Below are 21,040 nucleotides of genomic sequence, written 5' to 3'. Positions count from 1 at the left end.
ACACGCGATGACATGGGGGGCGTTATGAACCAACGAATGTTTGTCATTACCGGTCTGCTGCTGTTGCTGGCCGTTAACACTTGCCTGGCGATCCCCTGGTCGAACGGTGACAACAGCGACTTTTATTACAAAATCGGCGGTGCTAGATCCATATCGGTGCCGCCCAACGTCAATGTGCAAACCTATGCGCTCAATGGTTCGTTAGAGTACGGCCTCGGATACAGTTGCGGCAATTTCGACCCCATGCTGGGACTGACCAATTTGATGAACGATCTGCAAAATACCGGCAATAATCTCGTCAACGGCGCGATCGGCGCAGTGCAAGCGGCGATCGGCGGGATTCCGGCACTGATTATGCAACGCATCGATCCAGGTTTGTACGATTTGTTTCAGAATGCCTTGATCCGCGTGGAAGCGATTTTATCGCTAGCGAATAAATCGTGCGAGCAATATGAGCAGGAAATCAAGCAGGGCATCAATCCCTATGCCGAATGGACCGACTTGTCGAAGATCGTCGATTGGAAAGTACAAATGGGTTCGAACGGCTATGGCGGTGCCAATGTCGACGTGGTACAAGCCAAAGAGAATGTCGAGCGCAGTAATGGCGACAACGGCGTGCCCTGGATTGGCGGCAAAAAAGCCGGCGGCAAGAACATGGATGCCATCAAGGCGACCTACGACGTAGTGAAAGCGGGCTACAACATCACCCTGAATCGAAATCCCGATAACACGACTCTACCTTCCGACAAGTCACAGAGGCTAGTGGAAGTATTCGAGTCCCCGAATAAAGCGTCGGAATGGGCGGTCGACGTGTTGGGGGATGTGCATATCTACACCCATGACCAGCGTCCTGTCGAAACGGTGCCGGGACACGGGTTACTGCCGAAAATCGCCGGCGAAATGACGGACGCCATGCAAAAATTGACTAATCTGGTGACCGGCAATGCGCAAACCACCCTCGAGAATCTAGGCGACGTATCGAGCAATGCTGCTCTGATAAACCAGGATGTGATCAGCGCGATCCGGTCGCTTAAGCCGGGCGAGCAATCGATTGCGGTCAGCAAGCTGGCGTCCGAGGTGGCGATGGCCAAAGTCGTCGAAAAGGCATTGATTATCCGGCGCATGCTGATCACCGCCAGCCGCGAACCGAATGTTGCCAACTCGCCGGCCCCGACGCAAATCGAGCACTCCATATCGCGCCTGGACAGAGAAATCAACGACATCATGTACGAGCGCCGGATTCATAACGAGTTGGCATCGCAAACGCCGTCCGCGATTTTAGGATTGAAAGCGGAGCACGACAATCGCTCTCAATCGACCCCTCCCGCAGCCGGGTCCGAGGACTCACTCATAGAGGATGGAGCGATAAAGCCATGACGCATCAACAACCAATAGACGGGAAACCTTCCGAGCAGGATCAAATGGCATGGGCCAGAAAACGTAGCCGGCAAGTCTTTACCGGGTCGTTATGGCTAACCGCGATGCTTTCACTCGCCATTGCCGCCGGGCTGATCGTCGCCAGTCATTATTATCCGATCGAAACGATTAAACAGGCGGTCGAGTCCGCCGAATGGCCCTTGGCGATTTGGCGGATTGGTTTGTTTTTGGTGATTATCATCGGATGGCCGCGCTGGTCGGCAATCTATGCTGCCTGGGCCGGCTTGAGCGGCGAACAATGGGCGTTCCTGTTGAATTACCGGTGGCGCATGGCGTTGTGGCTGTTGGTCATGGAAGCGGTGTTATCGCAAGGTGTTCTCGGGCAATTTATCGACAATCTTTCAGTGTTATAGGCAGTGTCATGGGTGTTTCTTCGTATCTTGAAATCTATCTCACGCAATTCGGCTGGACGATGTACGACGTATTTTGGGAGGTTCTCGTCGATACCGGTCTGGCGTATCTGCCGTTCATCGGGATGTTTTTGCGCAATATCGTCGAACCGATTACCAGCCAGGAAGCCAAGGATGCGTCGTCTGTGTCATTGCGCCGCATCGAAATCGATGCCACTAAAATGTTCGCGGTGTTGGTGATCGCTGTTCAACCGTACATGACCGTCAGTTACAACAACTTGAGTTATACCAAGGCGTGCAGTCCGGGCGGCAATGCGGTGGCCGGCGGCAATACCGGTAAAACCTACGATACAACGTTTACGGCGGCGACGCTCGGCGGTAATAACGCCTTGGTTCCAATCTGGTGGTACGCCGTTCTGGCGGTGACCGGCGGCATCAACGATGCGGCCATCCTGGCAATCCCGTGTACCGAAAATATCCGCCTGATGTCGTTTAGCATCGATAACGCGCGTGTCAAAGATCCGCAGCTGCGCCGCCAGGTGCAAATGTTTTTCAAGGATTGCTACCGGCATGCGATGGCGATGTTTTTAGACCATAACCAACCTTATCCCAACAACTTGCCGAAAGAAGATTTAAACTGGTTGGGATCGCAATTTTTTCTGAACGGGACTTACCAGACCGCACGGGCCAGCGCCACGGTCCCCGGCTTTACTTACGACCCGAACCGGGACCTGGAATACGATCCGAATGTGTATATCCCCGTCGACGGTAAACCGACCTGCGCGCAATGGTGGACCGGAAACGGCCACGCCAATGGCATCGGGCTGCGCGAGGCTTTGGCCGATCAGATCGATGCCGGAGCGTTGACAACGTTCAAGCAGCATGTCGCGAATACAACGGGTAAGCCTCAAGACGAGGTTGAAAACATCGCGATCAAAACATTGATCAGCCGGGAGGAAACGGCATTCAACGGACTGAGGAATTTGAACAGCTATAACGAAGCGAGCTTTGCCAATGCCGCCAGCTCGGCGGGGGCTACCCTGGGCTCCTTCATGGAAGCCATGTCGTTTTATCCGGCGCTGTACGCAATGAAAGCGGCGGCCCCGATCATCCAGGCCGTTGTCCTGATGCTGATTTATGCCTTGATGCCGTTTTACTTTTGGTTTTCGTCCTACCAGCCCGGCAAAATCATTTTCATGTCGATCATCGTTTTTTCGGTCAAGTTCTGGACCGTGCTGTGGGCGATTGCCAATTGGCTGGACAATAACTTGATCGAGGCGATCAAGCCATCCTGGTATCAATTGAGCATGCAAAACAACATGCTCGTCGAAATGATCATCGATTTCGTGATCGGCGGGTTGTTTGTTGTGATGCCGTTGTTTTGGTCGGGGGTGTTGACTTGGGCGGGGTTTAGGGTTGGGAGTGAAATTAACAAAGTCAGTGGCGAACTTAGAGGTTCACCAGAAGATGCTGGTAAAAAAGGCGGAAATGCAGCTAAGAGCACAAGTACAAAAGGTAAATTTTAGTCATCCCAGCAGTCGTGAAGTCCGCCTGGATCATATCCATTGTCCCATTTACCTGTTGCATAGTTATATTCCCGTGAAAAATAGTGAGAGGAATCTTCTTTTTCAGTATTTAAGAATAAACCCAATCGACCAGCGATAAACAGCAACCAAGCATAACCCACAAAGGTTAAGAGATCGATGATCCAAGGCAGAAAAGCAATAACGACCGTAATGACGGCCAGGCTAATCCAAAAGGCTTTTTGACGGGCCAGGCTCAGACCTTTATTCAGGACGAAATGAGCGCCGCCGACTACCAGGCGCTTGACCTTGTCCGAATGGCCAATACCATTGATCAAACCGGCCGTAACCAGTAACAATGCCGCCAGAACAAAAGCCAAGCAGCCGGCGAACCCGCTGGAAAAAACCCATTGAAACCCCGAAGTCGAAGCATTGGGCGCAAAGACCAATAACGCGACCAAAGGCAGCGTGCCGATACCGCCGGTAACGGTCAGCCACTTGCCGGCTGAGACCATGAGAGAAGTGACTTTTCCAGACACAACGGCGGCCTTGTCGGCGGGTAGGGCGGCCAACAGTCTATTTGCCCGGTAAAATATCACCAGCGTGCCAAATGAGGCTACTAATGCGGCCGCAAACAAGAATGCTTCCATAGTTACCTCCACACCGAATCGTTTAAGATTTCGGAATTAATTTATGCAGCATAATCAGTATTATGTGCCCTGACAAAGTTCCAGAGCGATAGAGTTATCCACAAAAACTGTGGAAAAGTCTGTGTGCAAGTCCCCTTCTTGCTGATCATATCAATCGCTAGACAAAGGTGTCTATTTTTTAATCGATTTGATCGCTATCGTTTTTCATCACATTCAATTGGAATAGACACAGATTGCCTATTCAGCCGTTCCATTTCTCTAATTAAGTCTTCAAACATTTTTTATCCTGCGGCAAATAGTTGCGGGTTTATGTCGGCGTTAACATTTTTCGCTCGGACAGCATGTTAGGTGTGTATATTGCTTGAAATGTCGGGCAACGATAAAGCAGTTGCCCGACATTTCCGGCTAAAAAATTAGTACTTCACTTCAGTTTGTTTAACTTTTCCATTGCATATTTCCTCAAAACATTTTCTAGTGTCAGACTCACAAGAATCAATATCCGAGTTTTTTCCATCACGAAACATCTTCTTCAATATATAGGAATCGTTTTGTGTACTATTCATGTTGTTTGCAAATTGTGTTTCTGCCAATAACTTGCAACTCATTTCAGTATTCTTGCACTCTTGTAGGCATTTTTTTTGCTCCACAGTGCCGTTGTCAATGTAGTCTGTTCTAATATAGCTTCCATGAGGCGTGCAACCAAACAAAGGGATAATGCCTACTGCCATTGCAGCAACTAATAAAAATAATTTCAATTTTCTCACTTTTCGCATCCGTAAAATGGACTAATGGGTCAGATAAGGAGCGCCCAAGCGTCTGCTTGATCTGATTGATGGCGTTACGTTTAATAGTGTATATCGTTTTGACATGTTCAAGCTCCTTATCTGACCCGAGAGCTCCGCGAAGCGTAAGCGTCCAACCGAGCCACCTATTCGTGCTCGACAGAACATGATTTAATCCCCGCGGTCGAACGGCAACAATTCGTCGATCCGGCTATTGGGCCAGGTGGGTAGTTTTTCCAGGGTTTCATTTAACCAAGCGGCCGGATCAAGTCCATTGAGTTTGGCGGTGCCGAGCAGGGTTTGGATGACGGCGGCCCGTTGACCGGCACGCTCGGATCCTGCGAACAGCCAGTTTTTTTTGCCCAGGGCAATGGGTCGGATGGCATTTTCTACCGGATTGTTGTCGATCGGTAAATCGCCGGTTTCGGCGTAACGCGTCAGGGCTGGCCAGCGTTTTAACGCGTGCTCGATGGCTTTGGCGGTCGCGGTATTCGGTGCGGTGCGCAACCGGGTTTGGTGCAGCCAGTCGTGTAAGTCCGTGAGTGCCGGCAGGCTTTTTTCGGCCCGAAGGGTTTGGCGTCCTAGGGACGTCAGTTCCCGCGCGTCGGCTTCTACCGCATATAAGACCGCGATACGATTTAACGCCTCCTGCGCGATCGGGCTCTGATTGGCCTGATACAGATCGAAGAATTTTCGGCGCACATGCGCCCAGCACGCCAGTTCGACGCACGGCTCGAGTAGGCAAGACGATTCGGGATGCGCACGCGCCGTCGCAAACAGGGCTTTGTAGCCACTGTAGTCATCGACCAGCAGGTGACCATGCCAGTCTTGTAGAAAGCGCTGCGCATGCCGGCCACTGCGACCGGCTTGGTAGTCGAAGACGAGGATCTTGGGGCCGGGTTGCAAGTCGTTGCTGCGATAAGCCCATAAATAGGCTTTCTTGGTTTTGCCGTTGCCGGGATCCAGTTGCGAAACGGGGGTTTCGTCGGCATGCAAGCTATCGCGTTGCCTTAGATGCCAAGCCAGGCGTTCCGCCAAGGGCTCCAGGGCGACGCCGAGGCGTCCGACCCAATCGGCCAGTGTCGAGCGGGACAAGATCACACCGCTGCGGGCGGCGATCTGTTCCAGTCGGTACAACGGCAAGTGATCGAGGAATTTGCCGATCAGCACCCAGGTCAGCAAGCCGACTGCCGCCATACCGCCGTCGATCACGGCCGGAGGAATCGGTGCCGCCGTGACGGTTTCGCAAGTCCGGCAGGCATATTGCGGGCGGATATGACGATGGACAAAGAATTTGGCCGGCTCGACATCCAGTTGTTCGGTGACGTCTTCGCCGATCTTGACCAAGTCCTTGCCGCATTGACCGCAAGTGCAGGATTCGGGTTCGTGACGGTGCTCGATGCGGTGCAAATGATCCGGTAAGGGTTGGCGGCCGGCGCGCGGACGTTTGGGGCGACCCGCAGTATCACACGCCGGGTCGTCTTGAAGCTGCTCGACCTCGGCTTGGATAGCGGCAATGTCGGTATCGAAGGCTTCCTCGAATACGTCGCGTTGCAGCGGTGCCAGCGCTTCGCTCTTGGTGCTGAAGCGGATACGCTTGTAATAGGCCAATTCGTAGGTCAGGGCGCCGATTTTGAGGTCCTTGGCCTGGATGTCAGCTTCTTTAGCCTCAATGGTTTTGGCGTCCTGAGCGGCTTGATCAAGAAGCGCCTGAAGCAACGCCGCGACATGATTTTTCGCGGCGGGCTCTAGGTTCAATTGATCAAGTTCAGCGAGTGGATTCATGGGGTTTATTATACCCTATTAAGCCCTCTGAAGCACTTGATTCAACTGGGTTTCTACGATTTTTTTACGTGTTTTTTCAGGCCTTTTAGACTTGCCAATCGGCTGACGATGACGCCGATAAGCGCTGCCAATCGACACCGGCAATCAGCCATTGCCACTGCGCCTGACTCAGGGCAAATACGGTTTCGGAGGCCTTGGGCCAGGTAAACGAGCCTCGATGCAGACGCCGTTGACACAGCCAGACACCATTGCCGTCCCACAGCAACATTTTCAAACGATTACCGGCGCGATTACGAAAAATAAACGCTGCCCCGGCGCACGGCGCATAACCTAAGCGCTGTTGGACAATCGCCGACAAGCCATCGATGCCCCGCCTCATATCGACCGGCTCGACCGCCAGCCAGATTTGCGCCGGACTCTCAATCAAGCCAGACATTGCAGCAACTCCCCGAGCCAATGCGGTGATACACTGCCCGGTATTTCCAAAACGTGGCCTTGCGGCCAACGCAACGACAACGAACCCGAGGCCGTCGACTCCGGTTGCAGCCGGACCGGTATCAATGCAGGCGCATCGGAGTCCGCCGCTTGCCGAGCCAATCGGCACCAGCGGCCAAAGGTTTTGACGTTCAAACCCGTCTGACGGCAATACGCTGATTTCGTCAATCCGCTGGCTTGCCAGGCTTCGATGTGATGTTTCTGTTTGTCCGATAATGCCATGTGCTCTCCTCGTGGAAAAATAATGAGGATAACAACGGCGGGGAAAATTTTTTAGATGGTGGCGTTGGACGCTTACCGCGAAGCGGAGCCATCAAGTTATTAAGCCGTTAACAGTATATGGGGTACAGTAAGGATTGCTTCGTAAATGAGTAACAGGAAGCGAAATCGAGGCATTGAACCTTTATTTGATTTTATCAATGAGTTTTCTTGTGCTCTTTCCCGAACAAACTGGCGATTATTTGACTACAAGATAAACACTTTTCTTGCAGTTAGTTATGCCAAGCCAGTGATACCAATGGTTACAGGGATGCTTTACTCATTTACGAAGCAATCCTTACGGTCGGCCAAATACCAATTGTTGGGCTTCGCAAGCTCAGCGCCAACCTACAAATGTCACCAGATTCCCACCTGCGCGGGAATGACAGCTATTTGTTGAGATTCATTGAATTTAGCCCAATCTAACAGGCATTACGACACGCTTTAATTATTTGACTTTAAACGGTTTTTTAAAATTTTAAAACGGCTGAGAGCACATTTCACTAAATTACCGTCTTTGTGTTTGAACTGCTTCTTAAGAGGTTTTTTCACTTCCCAAGTGCCTTTATACCCATTCGGGAATACCACTAAATCACCGGCTTTAAAGGTCGTAGACGGCCCCCCATCGGCAGGTGTCATTTCACACTCACCTTCAACAATAAGGGCTATTTCTGTCGTAACAAACGCCCACGGGAAGACAGAGACGTCCTTTTCCCATGTTGGCCAGTGTGCAACACCCAATTTTTTTAACACTGCTTCACTTGGGTTGCTATCAACTGTAATTTCTTTCATGTTCCTTCCTATAGTTAGATTTTTTCCAAAATCAGAGTAAATTTGAATGATCGTGCCTGTTTTTCGTGCTCTTTATTTTGCCTGCATTTTGCCGATAAACCGAATTTATCGTTCACACCGCATGTAAGACCAAGGGTTACAAGGGTGTCGCGGGACAAACCGTTCTTTGGGTTAAATAACCCCGTATTGGGGCTACCGACATTTCCAAGCTCATCTAAAATCGCGTCATAATAGACGCTAACTCGGTTTTCCGTTCCACTGCGTCTCAAACCCCATCCTTAATTTTTATAATGTTCAAGCAATTCATCCATCATCGGGTCTAGTTTGGTTTTGACGCCTTGCCACTTAAATAAAGACAATCCGCCTTTTCCAACCAAATGGTAATTTGCTCGAGCGATCACGCCTTCCCGATTTAAAATCTCAATATCGGCAGAAGATAGGTAAGTACCCAAGTCCCATGAACGTCTAGCCGTATAAGCCAAGTTGAATTCGCACTGATCTGGTACCGGGGTGATATGCATATAGTATTCATCAGATTCAGCGCCCTCTCTGCGCACTTTATCTTTATCCAGCGTTGACTCAATAAACTCACTCTCTATCTGATGGCGTGCCAAACCGTCGGTAATCACTGGCACTAAATCCTGTACCATAACTTTAGGGTTCTCTCTGATACAAATGCGCTTAACGCTATACGAAGTGGTTAAAGGCTCGACCGTTATTGATGTGCATCCTCCAATGAAAATGCTGATGAAACCGAATAAAACTAATGTTCTTGCCATTTGCTTGTTGTCCATATTGCGGAAATTTAAGAATAAAACTCACATTCTCGCATAGCCAGGATAAATAAAGGCATCAAAACAGCCCATCTAACTCCACCGCCGTATTCCCGAACTTATCCATCACCAAACCACCCCCACCAGCATAATCGCCGATACCACCAACACCTTCATTCCCAAAGCGCTTGCACGCCAGCCTCTTCGACGCGCTAAAAATAATTATGCGCCGTAAGCTCAAGCACTGTCTCGATTTGGCCGGCGGTCTTCAGCAAGGCGTATAAATCAAAATGTTCGACCGTCATATCTTGCCGCACATAATTTGCCAGGTATCGGTCCGAATCGGGTTCTACCCCGCTACGGCGGCAGATCATGTAACAAACGGATTCCGCTTCCAGTTCTTTGTGGCCGTGAGTCAAGCCACTACGGTCCGGTATCTTCAAATAGTCGTCTTCGCCCAAATGCCCAAGGTACAGATGCGCCAGCTCATGAATCAACGTGGCGAAACGGATATTTGGATCGTGGGCTTTGTTCAAACGAATGCGGTAGTGCGGCTTTTCCTTGGTATCCTTTTTTTCTTTGGTTTTGGGGATGCGCTTGATGACTTCCATCGTATTGCCCAGTTTACCGATGTTACCCGCCAGGCCATCGCCAAATTCGATTTGCTGGGTTTCTATGCCCTGCCGGCCGAGCAATTCCAAAAACCGCGCGATTCTATGGTCCGTCATAGCCCCGATAGCCCTGAAAGCTTCGGCCACATCATGGGGCAATGGATCGCCTTCGGTATCTTCGACGTCATAAACCAGGACCAGCGGCGCAAAGGGCCATAAAATCAGCAGCGGCCTGGCGCCCGGCCTGACCGTGCGCCTGAACCGATTGAGCCAATCCCTTCGTGACGCGGCAAAGCGCAGGCCTGGTTTTTGGATGTGCAGGATAAAGGCATTGAAGGGTGCGAAGTTGCGTAGCCGCACGACAAAATCGAGCATTTCCTGATAGTCTTGGCCGCTTTTATAAAGCTTGGAATCTTCGAGTAATTCGGAAAGCAGCGAACGGGCATGCGGCGCCATTGAGTCATAGTTCTGGGTGGACATTGTTATTTTTCCTTAACCGTCGCCTTCATTTCGGGCATGAACACAACGCTTAGTTTACCTTCAAAATCATTGTTGCATCGTCCCCGCGTCGTAAATTTCCAAGCAAACGCGGGTATTTTTTTCAGCCCATAGATGGACTAAAAGAATTCACGGCAACTTTTCAAATCCAAGCTTGTAAGCCTTGATATTGCTGGGATTAAGCGATTTTTCTGAGAAATATGTTAAAGTGTCCCCCAAGATCAATCGAAATAAAATGGCAAATTTTCCCACTTAATCAATATTTAAGGTATTCAAAATGGTCCGACTAAGCTTATGCGTCGTCTTCGTGCTGTCACTTACAGCATGTGCCGTTGCCAAACAGCATACGGATATTAAACTCATCTCATTCGACGACGATACGCGGTATGGAACGAAAGAAACCGAAGACGGCTTCGATATAGAACTCTACTACTCACGATATCAGTTTATCCCTGAAAGTGATGCGGTAGCTATGGCGTGCAAGAACCAACTGACCTCAGCCGCCTGGAGGCACGCAGAAAAATTGAAGAAAGAAATAGAGCCCGTAAATGAGCAGCGGATTCGTATTTCAATGGGGCGCAACGGGGTAACCGGCATCACTTCTTGCCGGGCGTTTGTCCCGGTCCGCTGGAAACAACCTCAATAACTGAAGAATTGGACTCGCAAGCATTCTCATTTCCCGTTATAAAACTCATGACACTATATTCCGCATAGTGTCGTAATAAACTTAATCCCCCCTCCAACAACAGATATTACCGTACCGCCGCAAACCTCAATTCCACTGCGCTGCATTTCCATACTTATCTATCACCAAACCACCCCCACCAGCATAATCGCCGATACCACCAACACCTTCATCCCCAAAGCGGCCGCAACATCCGACCGGCGATCCTCCATAATCTCGGCCACCCGGTTTCTGACCTGATCCTGCATGTGAATTTTGCGTTGCATGGCGGCGCCCCTCATCGCTGGTTTGGAATTTTTTGACAGCATAGCAAAAACAGATTTAAAAGAGAACAATAAGAGAACATAATAAACGCCTTTCGGCTTCGCCTCGCTCTCAACCCGCTATGATCATTATGCCAACGACTGTTTTATACGCTGCTTCAAACCCGAAAACTGTGAACCTGCCGCTATTTTCCGGCAAAGTCTCGGCCGGCTTCCCCTCGCCGGCCGACGAGAACATCGAGAAAACGCTGGATCTGAACGAGCTGCTGGTGCAAAAGCCCGCCGCGACGTTCTTCGTCCGCGCGCAAGGCGAATCGATGCTCGGCGCCGGCATCCACCCGAACGACATTCTGGTCGTCGACCGTTCGCTGGAACCGGTACCGGGCAGGATCGTGATTTGCGCGCTGAATGGGGAGCTGGTCGTCAAGCGTTTGAAGCGCCTGGGCGGCCAATGGGTTCTAGGCTCAGAAAACCCGGCTTATAAAGATATCGTGCTTCGTGAAGAGATGGATACTGTGATTTGGGGCGTGGTGACCAACGTCATTCACCCGCTGTAATGTCCCCGCAACGGCTGATCGCCCTGGTCGATTGCAACAACTTCTATGTAAGCTGCGAACGCGTGTTTAGGCCTGACCTGATCGGTAAGCCGGTTGCCGTACTCAGCAACAATGACGGCTGCGTCGTCGCCCGCAGTGCCGAAGTCAAGAAATTGGGCATTAAAATGGGTGTGCCGCTGTTCCAGATTCAGCAACTGGTCAACCAGCACCAAATCAAACTTTTCTCATCAAACTACACGCTGTATGCCGATATGTCGGCGAGAGTCATGGCCACTTTGGAAGAGTTCGCCCCAAATCTTGAGGTGTATTCCATCGACGAAGGCTTTCTGGACTTAACCGGCGTTTACCCTTGCGGCAAAGACCCAATCGCTTACGGCCAGCTGATCAGAAAAACGGTTGTTCGAACCACCGGCATTCCGGTTTGCGTGGGGCTAGGACCGACCAAAACGCTCGCTAAGCTGGCGAACTTCGCCGCCAAGAAATGGCCGCGAACCGGCGGTGTTCTGGATCTGTCCGACCCGGTGCGCCGGGAAAAATTGATGCGCATTGTGCCGGTCGGCGAGGTGTGGGGCATAGGCCCGCGCACGGCGGCCAAGCTGAACCAGCTTGGCATTCATACCGTTTGGGATTTGGCGTCCCAATCCAGCAAGCGCATTCAAGCCCAGTTCAATGTTGTGGTGGCCAGAACCGTGATGGAATTAAATGGCACGCCTTGCCTGCAACTGGAAGCAATCGCCCCGGATAAACAGCAAATTGTCTGCTCCAGAAGTTTTAGCCGCCGCTTAACCGAATACGCCGAGCTGTCGCAAGCCATGGCCGAATTCTGCACAAGCGCGCCAAGATTTTTCGCGAAAGCTGAAATGGGGTCCGTCCGATTTCAGCAGCGAAAAATGACTTGGCGATTATTGCCTTCGGCGGCCCCGATTCGCCCTGCGTCCGTGCCACTACGCCACATCATCGTATACTCGATGCGGCTCCGTAGCACTCCCACAAATGGCTTTACGCCGTGTCGCGATGCCTTGTATTTTGCCTCCGCCTGCGCTATTCGCGCAGACTCCGGCAAAACACCCGGCGCTACGGCTATCGGGGACTAAAAATCTTCACTTCGCTAACGCTCCGTTTCCAAGATTTTCAGCGGCCGGGCCGCCGAAAAACTCCGGAATCAAGACTCAGTGACCGGCTGCATTACGATATTTATCCGGACCAGCCCATTCAATCCGGATGAGCCGCAATATCAACGGGCGGCCAGTAGTAAGCTGAATGCGGCTACGCAAGACACGAGGTCTATCATAGCTACCGCTAACCAGATGCTCAAAGAGCTATACAGGCCAGGCTATAACTATCAGAAATGCGGCGTCCAGCTGAGCCATATCCAGCCAAAAACCACGCCAGGGCAAATGGATGTATTCGACTTGATGGTTGACGGGCTATCTTCTGAAAACCGTCACTTGATGAAAGCCATTGATCAGATAAACCACCGCTTTCCGAGTGCCGTTTCGATCGCGGCAACTGGATTTGATAAAAGCTGGAAGCCGAAGGCGGAGAGGATTTCGCAGCGTTATACGACGGATTGGCGGGAATTGGCTGGGGTGAAGTGTTTGTGAGGTCCATGTCTGTTGACGACCCATTTTTGCCAGTCGGACTTCTCCAAAGCGGCCGGCAGCCAAATTTAGTTTTGCGGACTGGAGGGCTACAAAGCAGCCATTGGTGACCTCAACCAAACGGCCAACTGCGGCCACCGATGGTTCGATTCCGATAGGCTGGAATCGAATGTATATCCGACATTCAAGTGAAACAACATTAAATATCAGATGCACAATACTCAGCCTACATGGAAAAACTGATACGACCAATATCGAATTGGTAATTTCGTGTAGCTCAGTAAATTAAGGCTTTGACTGTCATTCACCGAATGTCGCGTGACTTTGCCTGGAAAATTAGATAAAACACCTAGTATCTTAACTAATCAGTCATCGGCATTTTTAACTCAGACAATCAAATATGGAAATCCTCAGCCTGCTCAATCAACAACTGGTTAAACTATTAACCGCCACATTACCGACGCTGGATTCCAATTGGTGGAATTCTCTGGTACTTGACAAATTAACCTACCAACAAAAAAGCTTTGCCGTCTCGCTAACGCCGCACGCTCTGGAACGCCTGGATTTGGCTGCCCTGCTGCGAATAGCCGACCAAAACTGGTACGACATAGCCAGGGAAGGTGGCTTTAACCGTGAAGCGCGAAATTGGCTGAAAGAAGCGCATACCATCCGTAACCGCTGGGCGCATGCGCCGGCCGAGGGATTGCCGGGCGACATGTGCTTCCGCGATGTCGATACCATCGAACGATTGTTAAAAGCGTTTGGTGCCGACAGCGAAATCCTGGATCGCATAAAGCAGGAAAAGCAGCATCTGCTCAACCGTTTGGCTAGCCGCGAAAAAACACCAGTCGAGACACCACCGGCACCGAATTCCGTAAACATCGGCTACAAACCCGGCGACATGGTGCACCTCAAAGCCGATCCAAGCAAAACCGGCGCAATCACGGCGGTTTTAAATGGGGCAGCCGAAAACCGCTATCAAGTATTTTTCGATGGTTCGGTTTCGACTTACTACGAATCGCAGCTTGAAACGATAGAGGCTGCCACGACCAGATCCACTGTTACCCCGGATGAATTGCACGCCGCAATGACCGCCCTACAATTGCGCCATCCCAGCACTCGCCATCTGTATTCTTTATTCGCTTCACGCATTAACTTCATCCCATACCAGTTCCGCCCGGTACTGAAATTAATTCAGGCCGACCGCCCTAGAATTCTGATTGCCGACGAGGTTGGTGTCGGTAAAACCATCGAAGCAGGGCTGATTCTTAAGGAGCTGCAAGCGCGCCGCGAATTGAAAAACGTATTGGTGATTTGCCCCAAACCACTGGTTGCCGAACGCAAATGGCTTAACGAAATGAAGCGCTTTGACGAACGTTTCGAGCATCTGGACGGACAAGCACTGCGCTATTGCATTGACGAAACCGACCTCGACGGCGTTTGGCCGCAAAATTATGCGCGGGCGATTCTGCCGTATTCGCAATTAGATGAAAGCCTGTTGAACGGCAAACAAAATGGCCGCAAGAAACAAAAAGGCTTGCTCGACCTGGACCCGCCGCCGGTTTTCGATCTGGTTATCGTCGACGAAGCCCATGCCATCCGCAACACCAACACCTGGGCTCACCAAAACGTCCGCTATTTTTGCGATAACGCCGAAGCGGTGATCTTGCTATCCGCCACACCGATCCAACTGGGTAACAACGACCTGTTCAATCTGCTAAAACTGCTAAGACCGGACGTCATCACCAATCGTGGCGATTTCGATGCGATGGCCGAACCGAATCCGGCATTAAACAAAGCGATTGAAGCCGCCAGAACCGCCAAACAAGATTGGAAAGAGCGCGTATTCGACCATCTACATGACGCTTTGGCGACGGCATGGGGGGTGGGTGTTTTAATCAACGATCCGAAAACCCAACAAATCCTTGATCTGCTGCTTGGCGAAGACGATTCCACGGAAGCTCGATTGACCAGCGTGCGCCTGCTGGAAACGTTATACACCTTCGCTCCCTTCATCAACCGTACCCGTCGCCGCGACATCGGTAACTTCACCATCCGGAAACCGGAAACCGTCAGCGTCGAATTCACGCCGGAACAAGCCGAACTACACCGAAATTTGCTCGATTTGCTCGCCCGAATTCTGCAACTGCGGCATGGCAACCAAAACCTGAAATTTCTGTTGTCTACCATACGGCGGCAAGTTGCCAGTAGCGTATTCGGGCTTGCGCCATTACTAAAGGACATTTTGCACCGCCACTTGAGCAAACTCGAGATTGACGACATCGATCCCTTCGACACGATCGATACCGACTCGGTAAGTCAAATCCTTGCTCAATTCCGTCAAGAAGTTAATAGTCTTATTCAGACGGCGCAACAGGTTGCGAACGGTCCCGATCCCAAATTAGCCGCCTTTCTCAAGGTCATCCGCGACAAGCAGGCGCTGGATAACAATAAATTATTGGTGTTTACTTGCTTCCGCCATACCTGGGAATATCTGGAGCATGCGCTAAAACAGGAAGGCGTCCGAGTCGGTTTGATTCACGGTAAAATCGCCGACGAACAACGCCGCGAATTGCGCAATCGCTTTAGCCTGCCGAAAGATCATGCCGATGCATTGGATGTGTTGCTATCTTCGGAAGTCGGTTGCGAAGGCCTGGATTACCAATTCTGCGACGGCATGGTTAATTACGACTTACCGTGGAACCCGATGCGCGTCGAACAACGCATTGGCCGTATCGACCGTTACGGGCAAAAAAGCCCTACGGTGGTAATATATAACTTCATCACGCCCGGCACTGTCGATGCGGAAATCTACGAACGTTGCCTATGGCGAATCGGCGTTTTTCAGCAATCAATCGGCGGCAATGAAGAAATTCTCGGCGAACTGACCCAGGAAATCCAGAACATTGCCGAAGATTTTAATTTGACTCCAGAACAACAAGCTGACCGTCTGCAACAGTTGTCCGATAACGAAGTACGCATCATGCAGGAACAAGCCCAACTGGAGCAGCAACAAAGCCAACTGTTCGGCTTGACTCAGCCGACGCGGGATCAAGACATGGTTAATCAAGCTTCCAGCTTCTGGTTGAGCCAAATCATGCTCGCTAATTTAATCAACCGTTATCTGCAACAACAGGGCGCGAATCTCCCCGCATCGCTCGGACAAAAAGCCGTTACCACTTTGCAACTCGGGCAAGACATCCGCGAACGATTGTTGAAGCAGTTTCAAAGCCTGAAGCTTAGTGGTGAAGCCGCCCAGCAATGGCAACGCTGGCTAAAAGGTAACGATCCCTATTTGAAGATCACCTTCGACCAGGAAGTTGCCAGCGACAACCGAGAAATCCTATTCATCGCTCCCACTCATCCGCTGGCCCAACAGGCCGCCTTAGCGGTAGAACCGGACACGCCGTTGCAGTGTAACCTCGTTACCCAAACCGATGCGATTCAACCGGGCCATTACCCGTACGCGATTTACCGCTGGCAGAAGAAAGGCATTAAAGAGGATTTTACCTTCCAACCGTTAAGTACCGATCCGCGCTTAACCGAAGCCATGCTCTCCATACTAGAAACCGCTCAGTCTTTGAATAATGCTGACGTAGGAATTTCGGCACAGGATGAAACCGAACTGGAGCAACACCATTACCGGTTATGGTTGGACGCTCGCGCCGAGCATATCGAACAAGTCCGGCAACACGTCGATTCGCGGCTGAACTCGCTTAAAACCACGCATACCGCCCGTATTGCCGTACTCAGGGATCAATTGGAAACAAACAGCGACGCGAAAATTCAACGCATGAAACAAGCGCAAATCGAATCGGCAGAACGTGATAATGCCCAGCACCTGGAGCAGTTAGAGCTTGCCGCTAAGCAGGCGGATATATTGGCTGAGGCGGTTGTGTTTGGGGTTTTGGAGATCAGTGTATGACGACAGATTACGAAAGTATTCGCCATAAAAATATTAAAGAATATGGTGAAGGATCGCGTCACCTTTCATATCTTTCTGACATTTATACAACCCGGACTCATTTTATTTTCGAAATTCTGCAAAACGCCGAGGATGCATTAAAGGAGCGATCAGCCGGAAGTCCTTCAGGTTATGTGTACTTTAATTTGTATGAGGATAGGTTGGAAATTAGTCATAACGGAATGCCGTTTTCCGAAAAAAATGTCATAGGCATTTGCGGTATTGGGGAAGGGACAAAAGCGGGAGATTATACCCAGATTGGTAAATTCGGCATTGGCTTCAAGTCAGTCTACGCCTTTACTTTTTTTCCGCAAATTCATTCCGGCGATGAGCACTTCGAAATACGGCGCTTTGTTGAACCCTACAACATTGACAGTATAGAAAGTGAAGATACTCGGATTATTTTGCCTTTTGATCGACCGGATTGCAGGCCATCATGGGCTTTTCGAGAAAATATATCTCCAGAAAGTGCAGCACTGGAAATCGGCGATGCTCTCCGCGAATTAGGCATCCGAACTTTGTTGTTTTTAAGACATATCGAAGAAATCAAATGGACATTGCCGGACGGAACGTCCGGCCATTTTATTCGAAGCACCTTACCTTTCGAAAATTACAATAATTTGCGCAAGGTGGAAGTGCTCGATCAAGACGAATCCCTTGAGGAGTGGCTAATTTTTTCTAGGGATGTCAGAGTCGAGGATGTCGGAAAATCACATATCGTTACAGTGGAAGTTGCTTTCCTGCTCAAAAATGGCTTTGTTACTAAAGCGCAAGATACACAATTAGTTGTCTTTTTTCCGACCGAAAAGGAAACCAAACTTGGTTTCTTTATTCAAGCGCCATTCAAGACCACCAAAGCGCGTGACAACATTAAGTCTGACGATGCAGCCAATGAACTTATGATTCAAACAGCAGCGGAACTCGCTGCCGACAGTTTGACAATTCTCCGCGATATGGGAAGGATGAATATTGCCAGTTTTAATGCCTTTCCTATACGTCTAATAGATTTTCGCCATAGTTTATTTGAATGTGTCTATGAAAGGATACGTGAAGCGCTTAAAACTCAGCCCTTACTACCCGGGCAGGATGGTGATTTTATCAAAGCAGTTGAAGCCAAACTTGCGCGCGGAAAAGAATTAGTCGAGCTTTTTTCTTCAGAGCAACTGAGCGCGTTGTTCGGCAAAAAAAAGCTGAACTGGATAGATACAGCCATTACCGAGAACGGGGAAACTGCGGGCTTTTATGTATATTTAGTGGGGCGTAAAAAAGGTTATATCGATATTGAACCGCTTATTGAAGGACTCCAGGTGGAAGCTGACACCCTGGCTCCAAAGCTAACAGTAGATTTCCTAAAGAAACAGGAGGTCGACTGGCTAGTGCGTTTCGTTCTTTATGCCAAGAATATTTTGGCTATGCGAAAAGTGCCGTTTATTCGGCTCGAATCAGGTGAACAAGTTTCACTTCCTGAAAACAAGTCAGTGTCGCCTACCGCTTGGTTTGCTCCCAAAGATGCTTCTGATTTGGATTTGACAGTGTTCCCGCTCGTGCATGCGGAACTGGTTAACGACGGTGAAATTAGAAGCTTTCTGGCTGAAAAAGGTATCCGTGAAATTGATGCCGCTGCTATCGTAGAAAAATCAATTTTGCCTAAATTTCAAGAGGAACAATTTACCGAAAACTTTGAAGAAAAAACCTACGCTGACTACTTGCGACATATTAAAGACGCTTATAACAAATCCGATGAATTGCCAAGAAATCAGCTCATCAATAGTCTTAAAACTGTATTTTGGTTGGCCTGCAATCATTCCAGCGGAAAGTCGGAAAAGATTGTTTGGAAGAAAACCGGAGATACGTCCTTATTTGCTAGAACACGTTATCATGAAATTTGGTTTGAAGGGCTAGAGTTTTTTGACGCCTATTTTTTACATCATCGCGTGAATAATGAGTTAGGCAGTGATTTAGTAAAGATAATGGCTAAACCAGTTGATAATTTGGTAAAAAAACGTTTTTCAGACAATAAACGCTATACGAATATTTCATCAAATCATGGAAATCACGTACGAGGATTAAACGGCTTTGATCCTGACTGGGAAGTTATAGGCCTTGAACCAAGAATAAACTCAAATTTAAGACCAGAGCAAAGCGTGATTTTATGGGACATTCTGAAGTCAAATTATCAGTGCATAAAAGGCACAATCGAAAAATCTACTCGGCAGAATTTTGAAAATCCAATAAGAGAAGAAGAAAAACTGTCTACAGTAGGAATCCTTCTATCAAATTCACGTTGGCTGCCTGATAACTCGGGAAACTTTTATAAGCCAACCGAACTGTTACTAACTGATTTACCCGATGAATTTGAAAATACTTCTGTTGGTGCTAGGGAAGTTGCTGAAAAATTGGGCATGAAAAAGCCTGAAGTTGAACAAGCTCTTGAATTGATCACGGAGGGAGATAAAGATTTGGTGATGTTGATCGATTCTTTCAAAAAAGCGTCAGAAGCCGATAAGCAAAAAATGCTCAAAATAATTCCGAAAGAAATCCCACCCCAACCGGCGCCATTGTTTAAAACTGGACTTGACCAACTGACACGCCCGCAACGCGGAATAATCAATCCGCACGAAACTTCAAAACCAATTCATTCAGTTGGCAAACCGGACCGTTATCAAGATAAGATCAATACCGAGACAGAAGAGAGAATTCGTCATCATGAAGGCACGCCGCAGACAATCAGTTTTTCTGTAGTACGTGAAGCTTCTTCAAACAAATCTGCCAGACATTTTCTTTACGAACAATATCAAGGTAAATGCCAAATTACAGGTTTTACCTTTCCGAAAGCTTCTGCAAATGCTGATGGCGATGCCGTTAACTATTTTGAAGCTTGTGCCTTACTTTCTTATAGCGACGCAGATTATCTGAATAATGAAGGAAACATGCTTTCTGTCAGTGCCGATACAATGGCAAAGTTCAAACATGCCAGCTTTGAATGGATTGATGACTTCGAAACTACGATTGAAACATTCACCAAAAGAACAGCAGGCGAAATTGAGGATGTAAAAGTAAAAATTCGACTGGCTGGTGAAGAATGCGAAATTACATGGAGTGAAAGACATTTTGCCAGATTAGTTGCTCTCTATCAGGCCGACAATTCATATGGGGGAAATTCATGACCATCGCCGAAACCATCTACCAACACGTCAAAGCCCTGCCGCCCGCCAAAGCATTGGAGGTTTTACATTTCGTGGAATTTCTGGAGTCCAAACCCGACTCAACGCCGGAAACCGAAGCCAAAGAGGCATTGGCCGCTTTTCTTCACGGTCTGCCGGTCGGGCAGCGGAGCGACGAGGACATCAATGCCGAATTTCAGGCTCTGCGTGACGAATGGGACCTACCATGAAACTGTTCCTGGACGCTTGCGCCGTCATTTATTTGATCGAGTCGCAACAGGAACAGGGCCGACAAACCCGCTTGTTGGTCGATGAGGCTCGCAAATCGAACGCGCAACTGAGCATATCACGCCTGTCGTTTCTGGAATGTCGGGTATTACCACTGAAAACCAAGAACGCGGAATTATTGGACTGCTACGGCCGTTTTTTCCGGCTGCCCGGTTTGGAAATCATCGAACTCGATGCTGTCGTCATCGATATTGCTACCGAAATTCGCGCCAATCATCCTGGCACCTTACGCACGCCCGACGCCATTCAATTAGCTTGCTCGATAATCTCCGGATCAGATCAGTTTGTGACGGGCGATAAAAGATTGGCTTCCATTCGGGAAGTTAAAGTGATTGTTGTTTGATTTTTGCTTAAATCGCGAAAACTTTGGGAACCCATTTTAGTTACTCAAATCGACCGACAGCTTTCTGGTGATTAATTGTCGTTCACCAATTTAGAATGATTGGCGCTTATGGGTCGCCTGGCGACCGTCCGCTCTTCAGATTCATCGCCGGAAAGCTGTCGTTGAATTCCGAAACCTGAAAGCGGCCGTTCGTCGCTGTGTCCAAGCGACCCTTAACAGAC

At 49.4% G+C, this 21,040-nt stretch carries 19 protein-coding genes and 1 pseudogene; 11 read left to right on the top strand and 9 right to left on the bottom strand.

Annotated features, from left to right (window positions below):
* Positions 1-24: 24 nt before the first annotated feature.
* The 3 genes from WJM45_RS15060 to WJM45_RS15050 are packed head-to-tail and all read left to right on the top strand — an operon-like array spanning position 25 to position 3,313.
* The gene (locus WJM45_RS15060) at positions 25-1,377 is read left to right on the top strand and encodes an integrating conjugative element protein (RefSeq protein ID WP_341325894.1); all 1,353 of its coding nucleotides are present in this window, start codon (positions 25-27) and stop codon (positions 1,375-1,377) included.
* A complete protein-coding gene (locus tag WJM45_RS15055; protein WP_341325893.1) occupies positions 1,374-1,790 on the top strand; it encodes a hypothetical protein in 417 nt (138 codons plus the stop codon). The genes WJM45_RS15060 and WJM45_RS15055 overlap by 4 nt, the downstream gene beginning before the upstream one ends.
* 8 nt (positions 1,791-1,798) lie before the next feature.
* Positions 1,799-3,313 carry a conjugal transfer protein TraG N-terminal domain-containing protein gene (locus WJM45_RS15050; protein ID WP_341325892.1) on the top strand — a complete coding sequence of 505 codons (1,515 nt, stop codon included), beginning with the start codon at positions 1,799-1,801 and terminating at the stop codon, positions 3,311-3,313.
* Here WJM45_RS15050 and WJM45_RS15045 read toward each other — a convergent pair.
* The 8 genes from WJM45_RS15045 to WJM45_RS15010 all read right to left on the bottom strand — a co-directional run bounded on the left by WJM45_RS15045 (position 3,310) and on the right by WJM45_RS15010 (position 9,936).
* Positions 3,310-3,948: a hypothetical protein gene (locus WJM45_RS15045; protein ID WP_341325891.1), complete on the bottom strand. Its 639-nt coding sequence runs from the start codon at positions 3,946-3,948 to the stop codon at positions 3,310-3,312. The two genes, WJM45_RS15050 and WJM45_RS15045, sit on opposite strands and share 4 nt — an antisense overlap.
* 425 nt (positions 3,949-4,373) lie before the next feature.
* Positions 4,374-4,724 carry a hypothetical protein gene (locus WJM45_RS15040; RefSeq protein WP_341325890.1) on the bottom strand — a complete coding sequence of 117 codons (351 nt, stop codon included), beginning with the start codon at positions 4,722-4,724 and terminating at the stop codon, positions 4,374-4,376.
* 189 nt (positions 4,725-4,913) lie between these two features.
* On the bottom strand, positions 4,914-6,527 hold the full coding sequence (locus WJM45_RS15035) for an IS66 family transposase (protein ID WP_341325889.1): 1,614 nt from the start codon (positions 6,525-6,527) through the stop codon (positions 4,914-4,916).
* Between the two features lie 85 nt (positions 6,528-6,612).
* Complete coding sequence (gene tnpB / locus WJM45_RS15030; protein ID WP_341325888.1) at positions 6,613-6,963, bottom strand: IS66 family insertion sequence element accessory protein TnpB; 351 nt, start codon at positions 6,961-6,963, stop codon at positions 6,613-6,615.
* Complete coding sequence (locus tag WJM45_RS15025) at positions 6,951-7,244, bottom strand: IS66 family insertion sequence element accessory protein TnpB (protein ID WP_341325887.1); 294 nt, start codon at positions 7,242-7,244, stop codon at positions 6,951-6,953. The genes tnpB and WJM45_RS15025 overlap by 13 nt, the downstream gene beginning before the upstream one ends.
* Before the next feature lie 480 nt (positions 7,245-7,724).
* Positions 7,725-8,072 (bottom strand): cupin domain-containing protein, encoded by a 348-nt coding sequence (locus WJM45_RS15020; RefSeq protein ID WP_014147574.1) that lies wholly within the window; start codon positions 8,070-8,072, stop codon positions 7,725-7,727.
* 278 nt (positions 8,073-8,350) lie between these two features.
* Positions 8,351-8,851 carry a hypothetical protein gene (locus WJM45_RS15015; RefSeq protein WP_341325886.1) on the bottom strand — a complete coding sequence of 167 codons (501 nt, stop codon included), beginning with the start codon at positions 8,849-8,851 and terminating at the stop codon, positions 8,351-8,353.
* A gap of 206 nt (positions 8,852-9,057) precedes the next feature.
* The gene (locus WJM45_RS15010; protein ID WP_341325885.1) at positions 9,058-9,936 is read right to left on the bottom strand and encodes an ImmA/IrrE family metallo-endopeptidase; all 879 of its coding nucleotides are present in this window, start codon (positions 9,934-9,936) and stop codon (positions 9,058-9,060) included.
* Positions 9,937-10,231: 295 nt separating this feature from the next.
* Between WJM45_RS15010 and WJM45_RS15005 the strand changes: the two genes are divergently transcribed.
* Complete coding sequence (locus tag WJM45_RS15005) at positions 10,232-10,600, top strand: hypothetical protein (RefSeq protein ID WP_341325884.1); 369 nt, start codon at positions 10,232-10,234, stop codon at positions 10,598-10,600.
* Between the two features lie 161 nt (positions 10,601-10,761).
* Here WJM45_RS15005 and WJM45_RS15000 read toward each other — a convergent pair whose 3' ends face one another.
* Positions 10,762-10,905, bottom strand: a complete 144-nt coding sequence (locus tag WJM45_RS15000) for a hypothetical protein (RefSeq protein WP_014147570.1) — start codon at positions 10,903-10,905, stop codon at positions 10,762-10,764.
* A 119-nt stretch (positions 10,906-11,024) separates the two neighbouring features.
* On the opposite strand from WJM45_RS15000, the gene umuD reads away from it, so the two are divergent.
* From umuD to WJM45_RS14965, 7 genes and pseudogenes are all read left to right on the top strand, one after another.
* Positions 11,025-11,459: a translesion error-prone DNA polymerase V autoproteolytic subunit gene (umuD, locus tag WJM45_RS14995; RefSeq protein ID WP_341325883.1), complete on the top strand. Its 435-nt coding sequence runs from the start codon at positions 11,025-11,027 to the stop codon at positions 11,457-11,459.
* Positions 11,459-12,553, top strand: coding sequence for a Y-family DNA polymerase (locus tag WJM45_RS14990; protein WP_341325882.1), 1,095 nt, complete (start codon positions 11,459-11,461; stop codon positions 12,551-12,553). The genes umuD and WJM45_RS14990 overlap by 1 nt, the downstream gene beginning before the upstream one ends.
* Before the next feature lie 33 nt (positions 12,554-12,586).
* The gene (locus tag WJM45_RS14985) at positions 12,587-13,063 is read left to right on the top strand and encodes a DUF4113 domain-containing protein (RefSeq protein WP_341328954.1); all 477 of its coding nucleotides are present in this window, start codon (positions 12,587-12,589) and stop codon (positions 13,061-13,063) included.
* Positions 13,064-13,460: 397 nt separating this feature from the next.
* Positions 13,461-15,812 (top strand): annotated as a pseudogene (locus WJM45_RS14980) (SNF2-related protein); the annotation flags it as partial.
* A 1,169-nt stretch (positions 15,813-16,981) separates the two neighbouring features.
* Complete coding sequence (locus tag WJM45_RS14975; RefSeq protein WP_341325881.1) at positions 16,982-20,191, top strand: hypothetical protein; 3,210 nt, start codon at positions 16,982-16,984, stop codon at positions 20,189-20,191.
* On the top strand, positions 20,188-20,418 hold the full coding sequence (locus WJM45_RS14970) for a DUF2281 domain-containing protein (RefSeq protein ID WP_341325880.1): 231 nt from the start codon (positions 20,188-20,190) through the stop codon (positions 20,416-20,418). Before WJM45_RS14975 ends, WJM45_RS14970 begins: the two co-directional genes overlap by 4 nt.
* Positions 20,415-20,819, top strand: coding sequence for a PIN domain-containing protein (locus WJM45_RS14965; RefSeq protein WP_341325879.1), 405 nt, complete (start codon positions 20,415-20,417; stop codon positions 20,817-20,819). The genes WJM45_RS14970 and WJM45_RS14965 overlap by 4 nt, the downstream gene beginning before the upstream one ends.
* Positions 20,820-21,040 lie beyond the last annotated feature (221 nt).

This window comes from Methylotuvimicrobium sp. KM2 (assembly GCF_038051925.1).
GTDB lineage: Bacteria > Pseudomonadota > Gammaproteobacteria > Methylococcales > Methylomonadaceae > Methylotuvimicrobium.
This window is presented reverse-complemented; position numbering and strand designations above follow the sequence as displayed.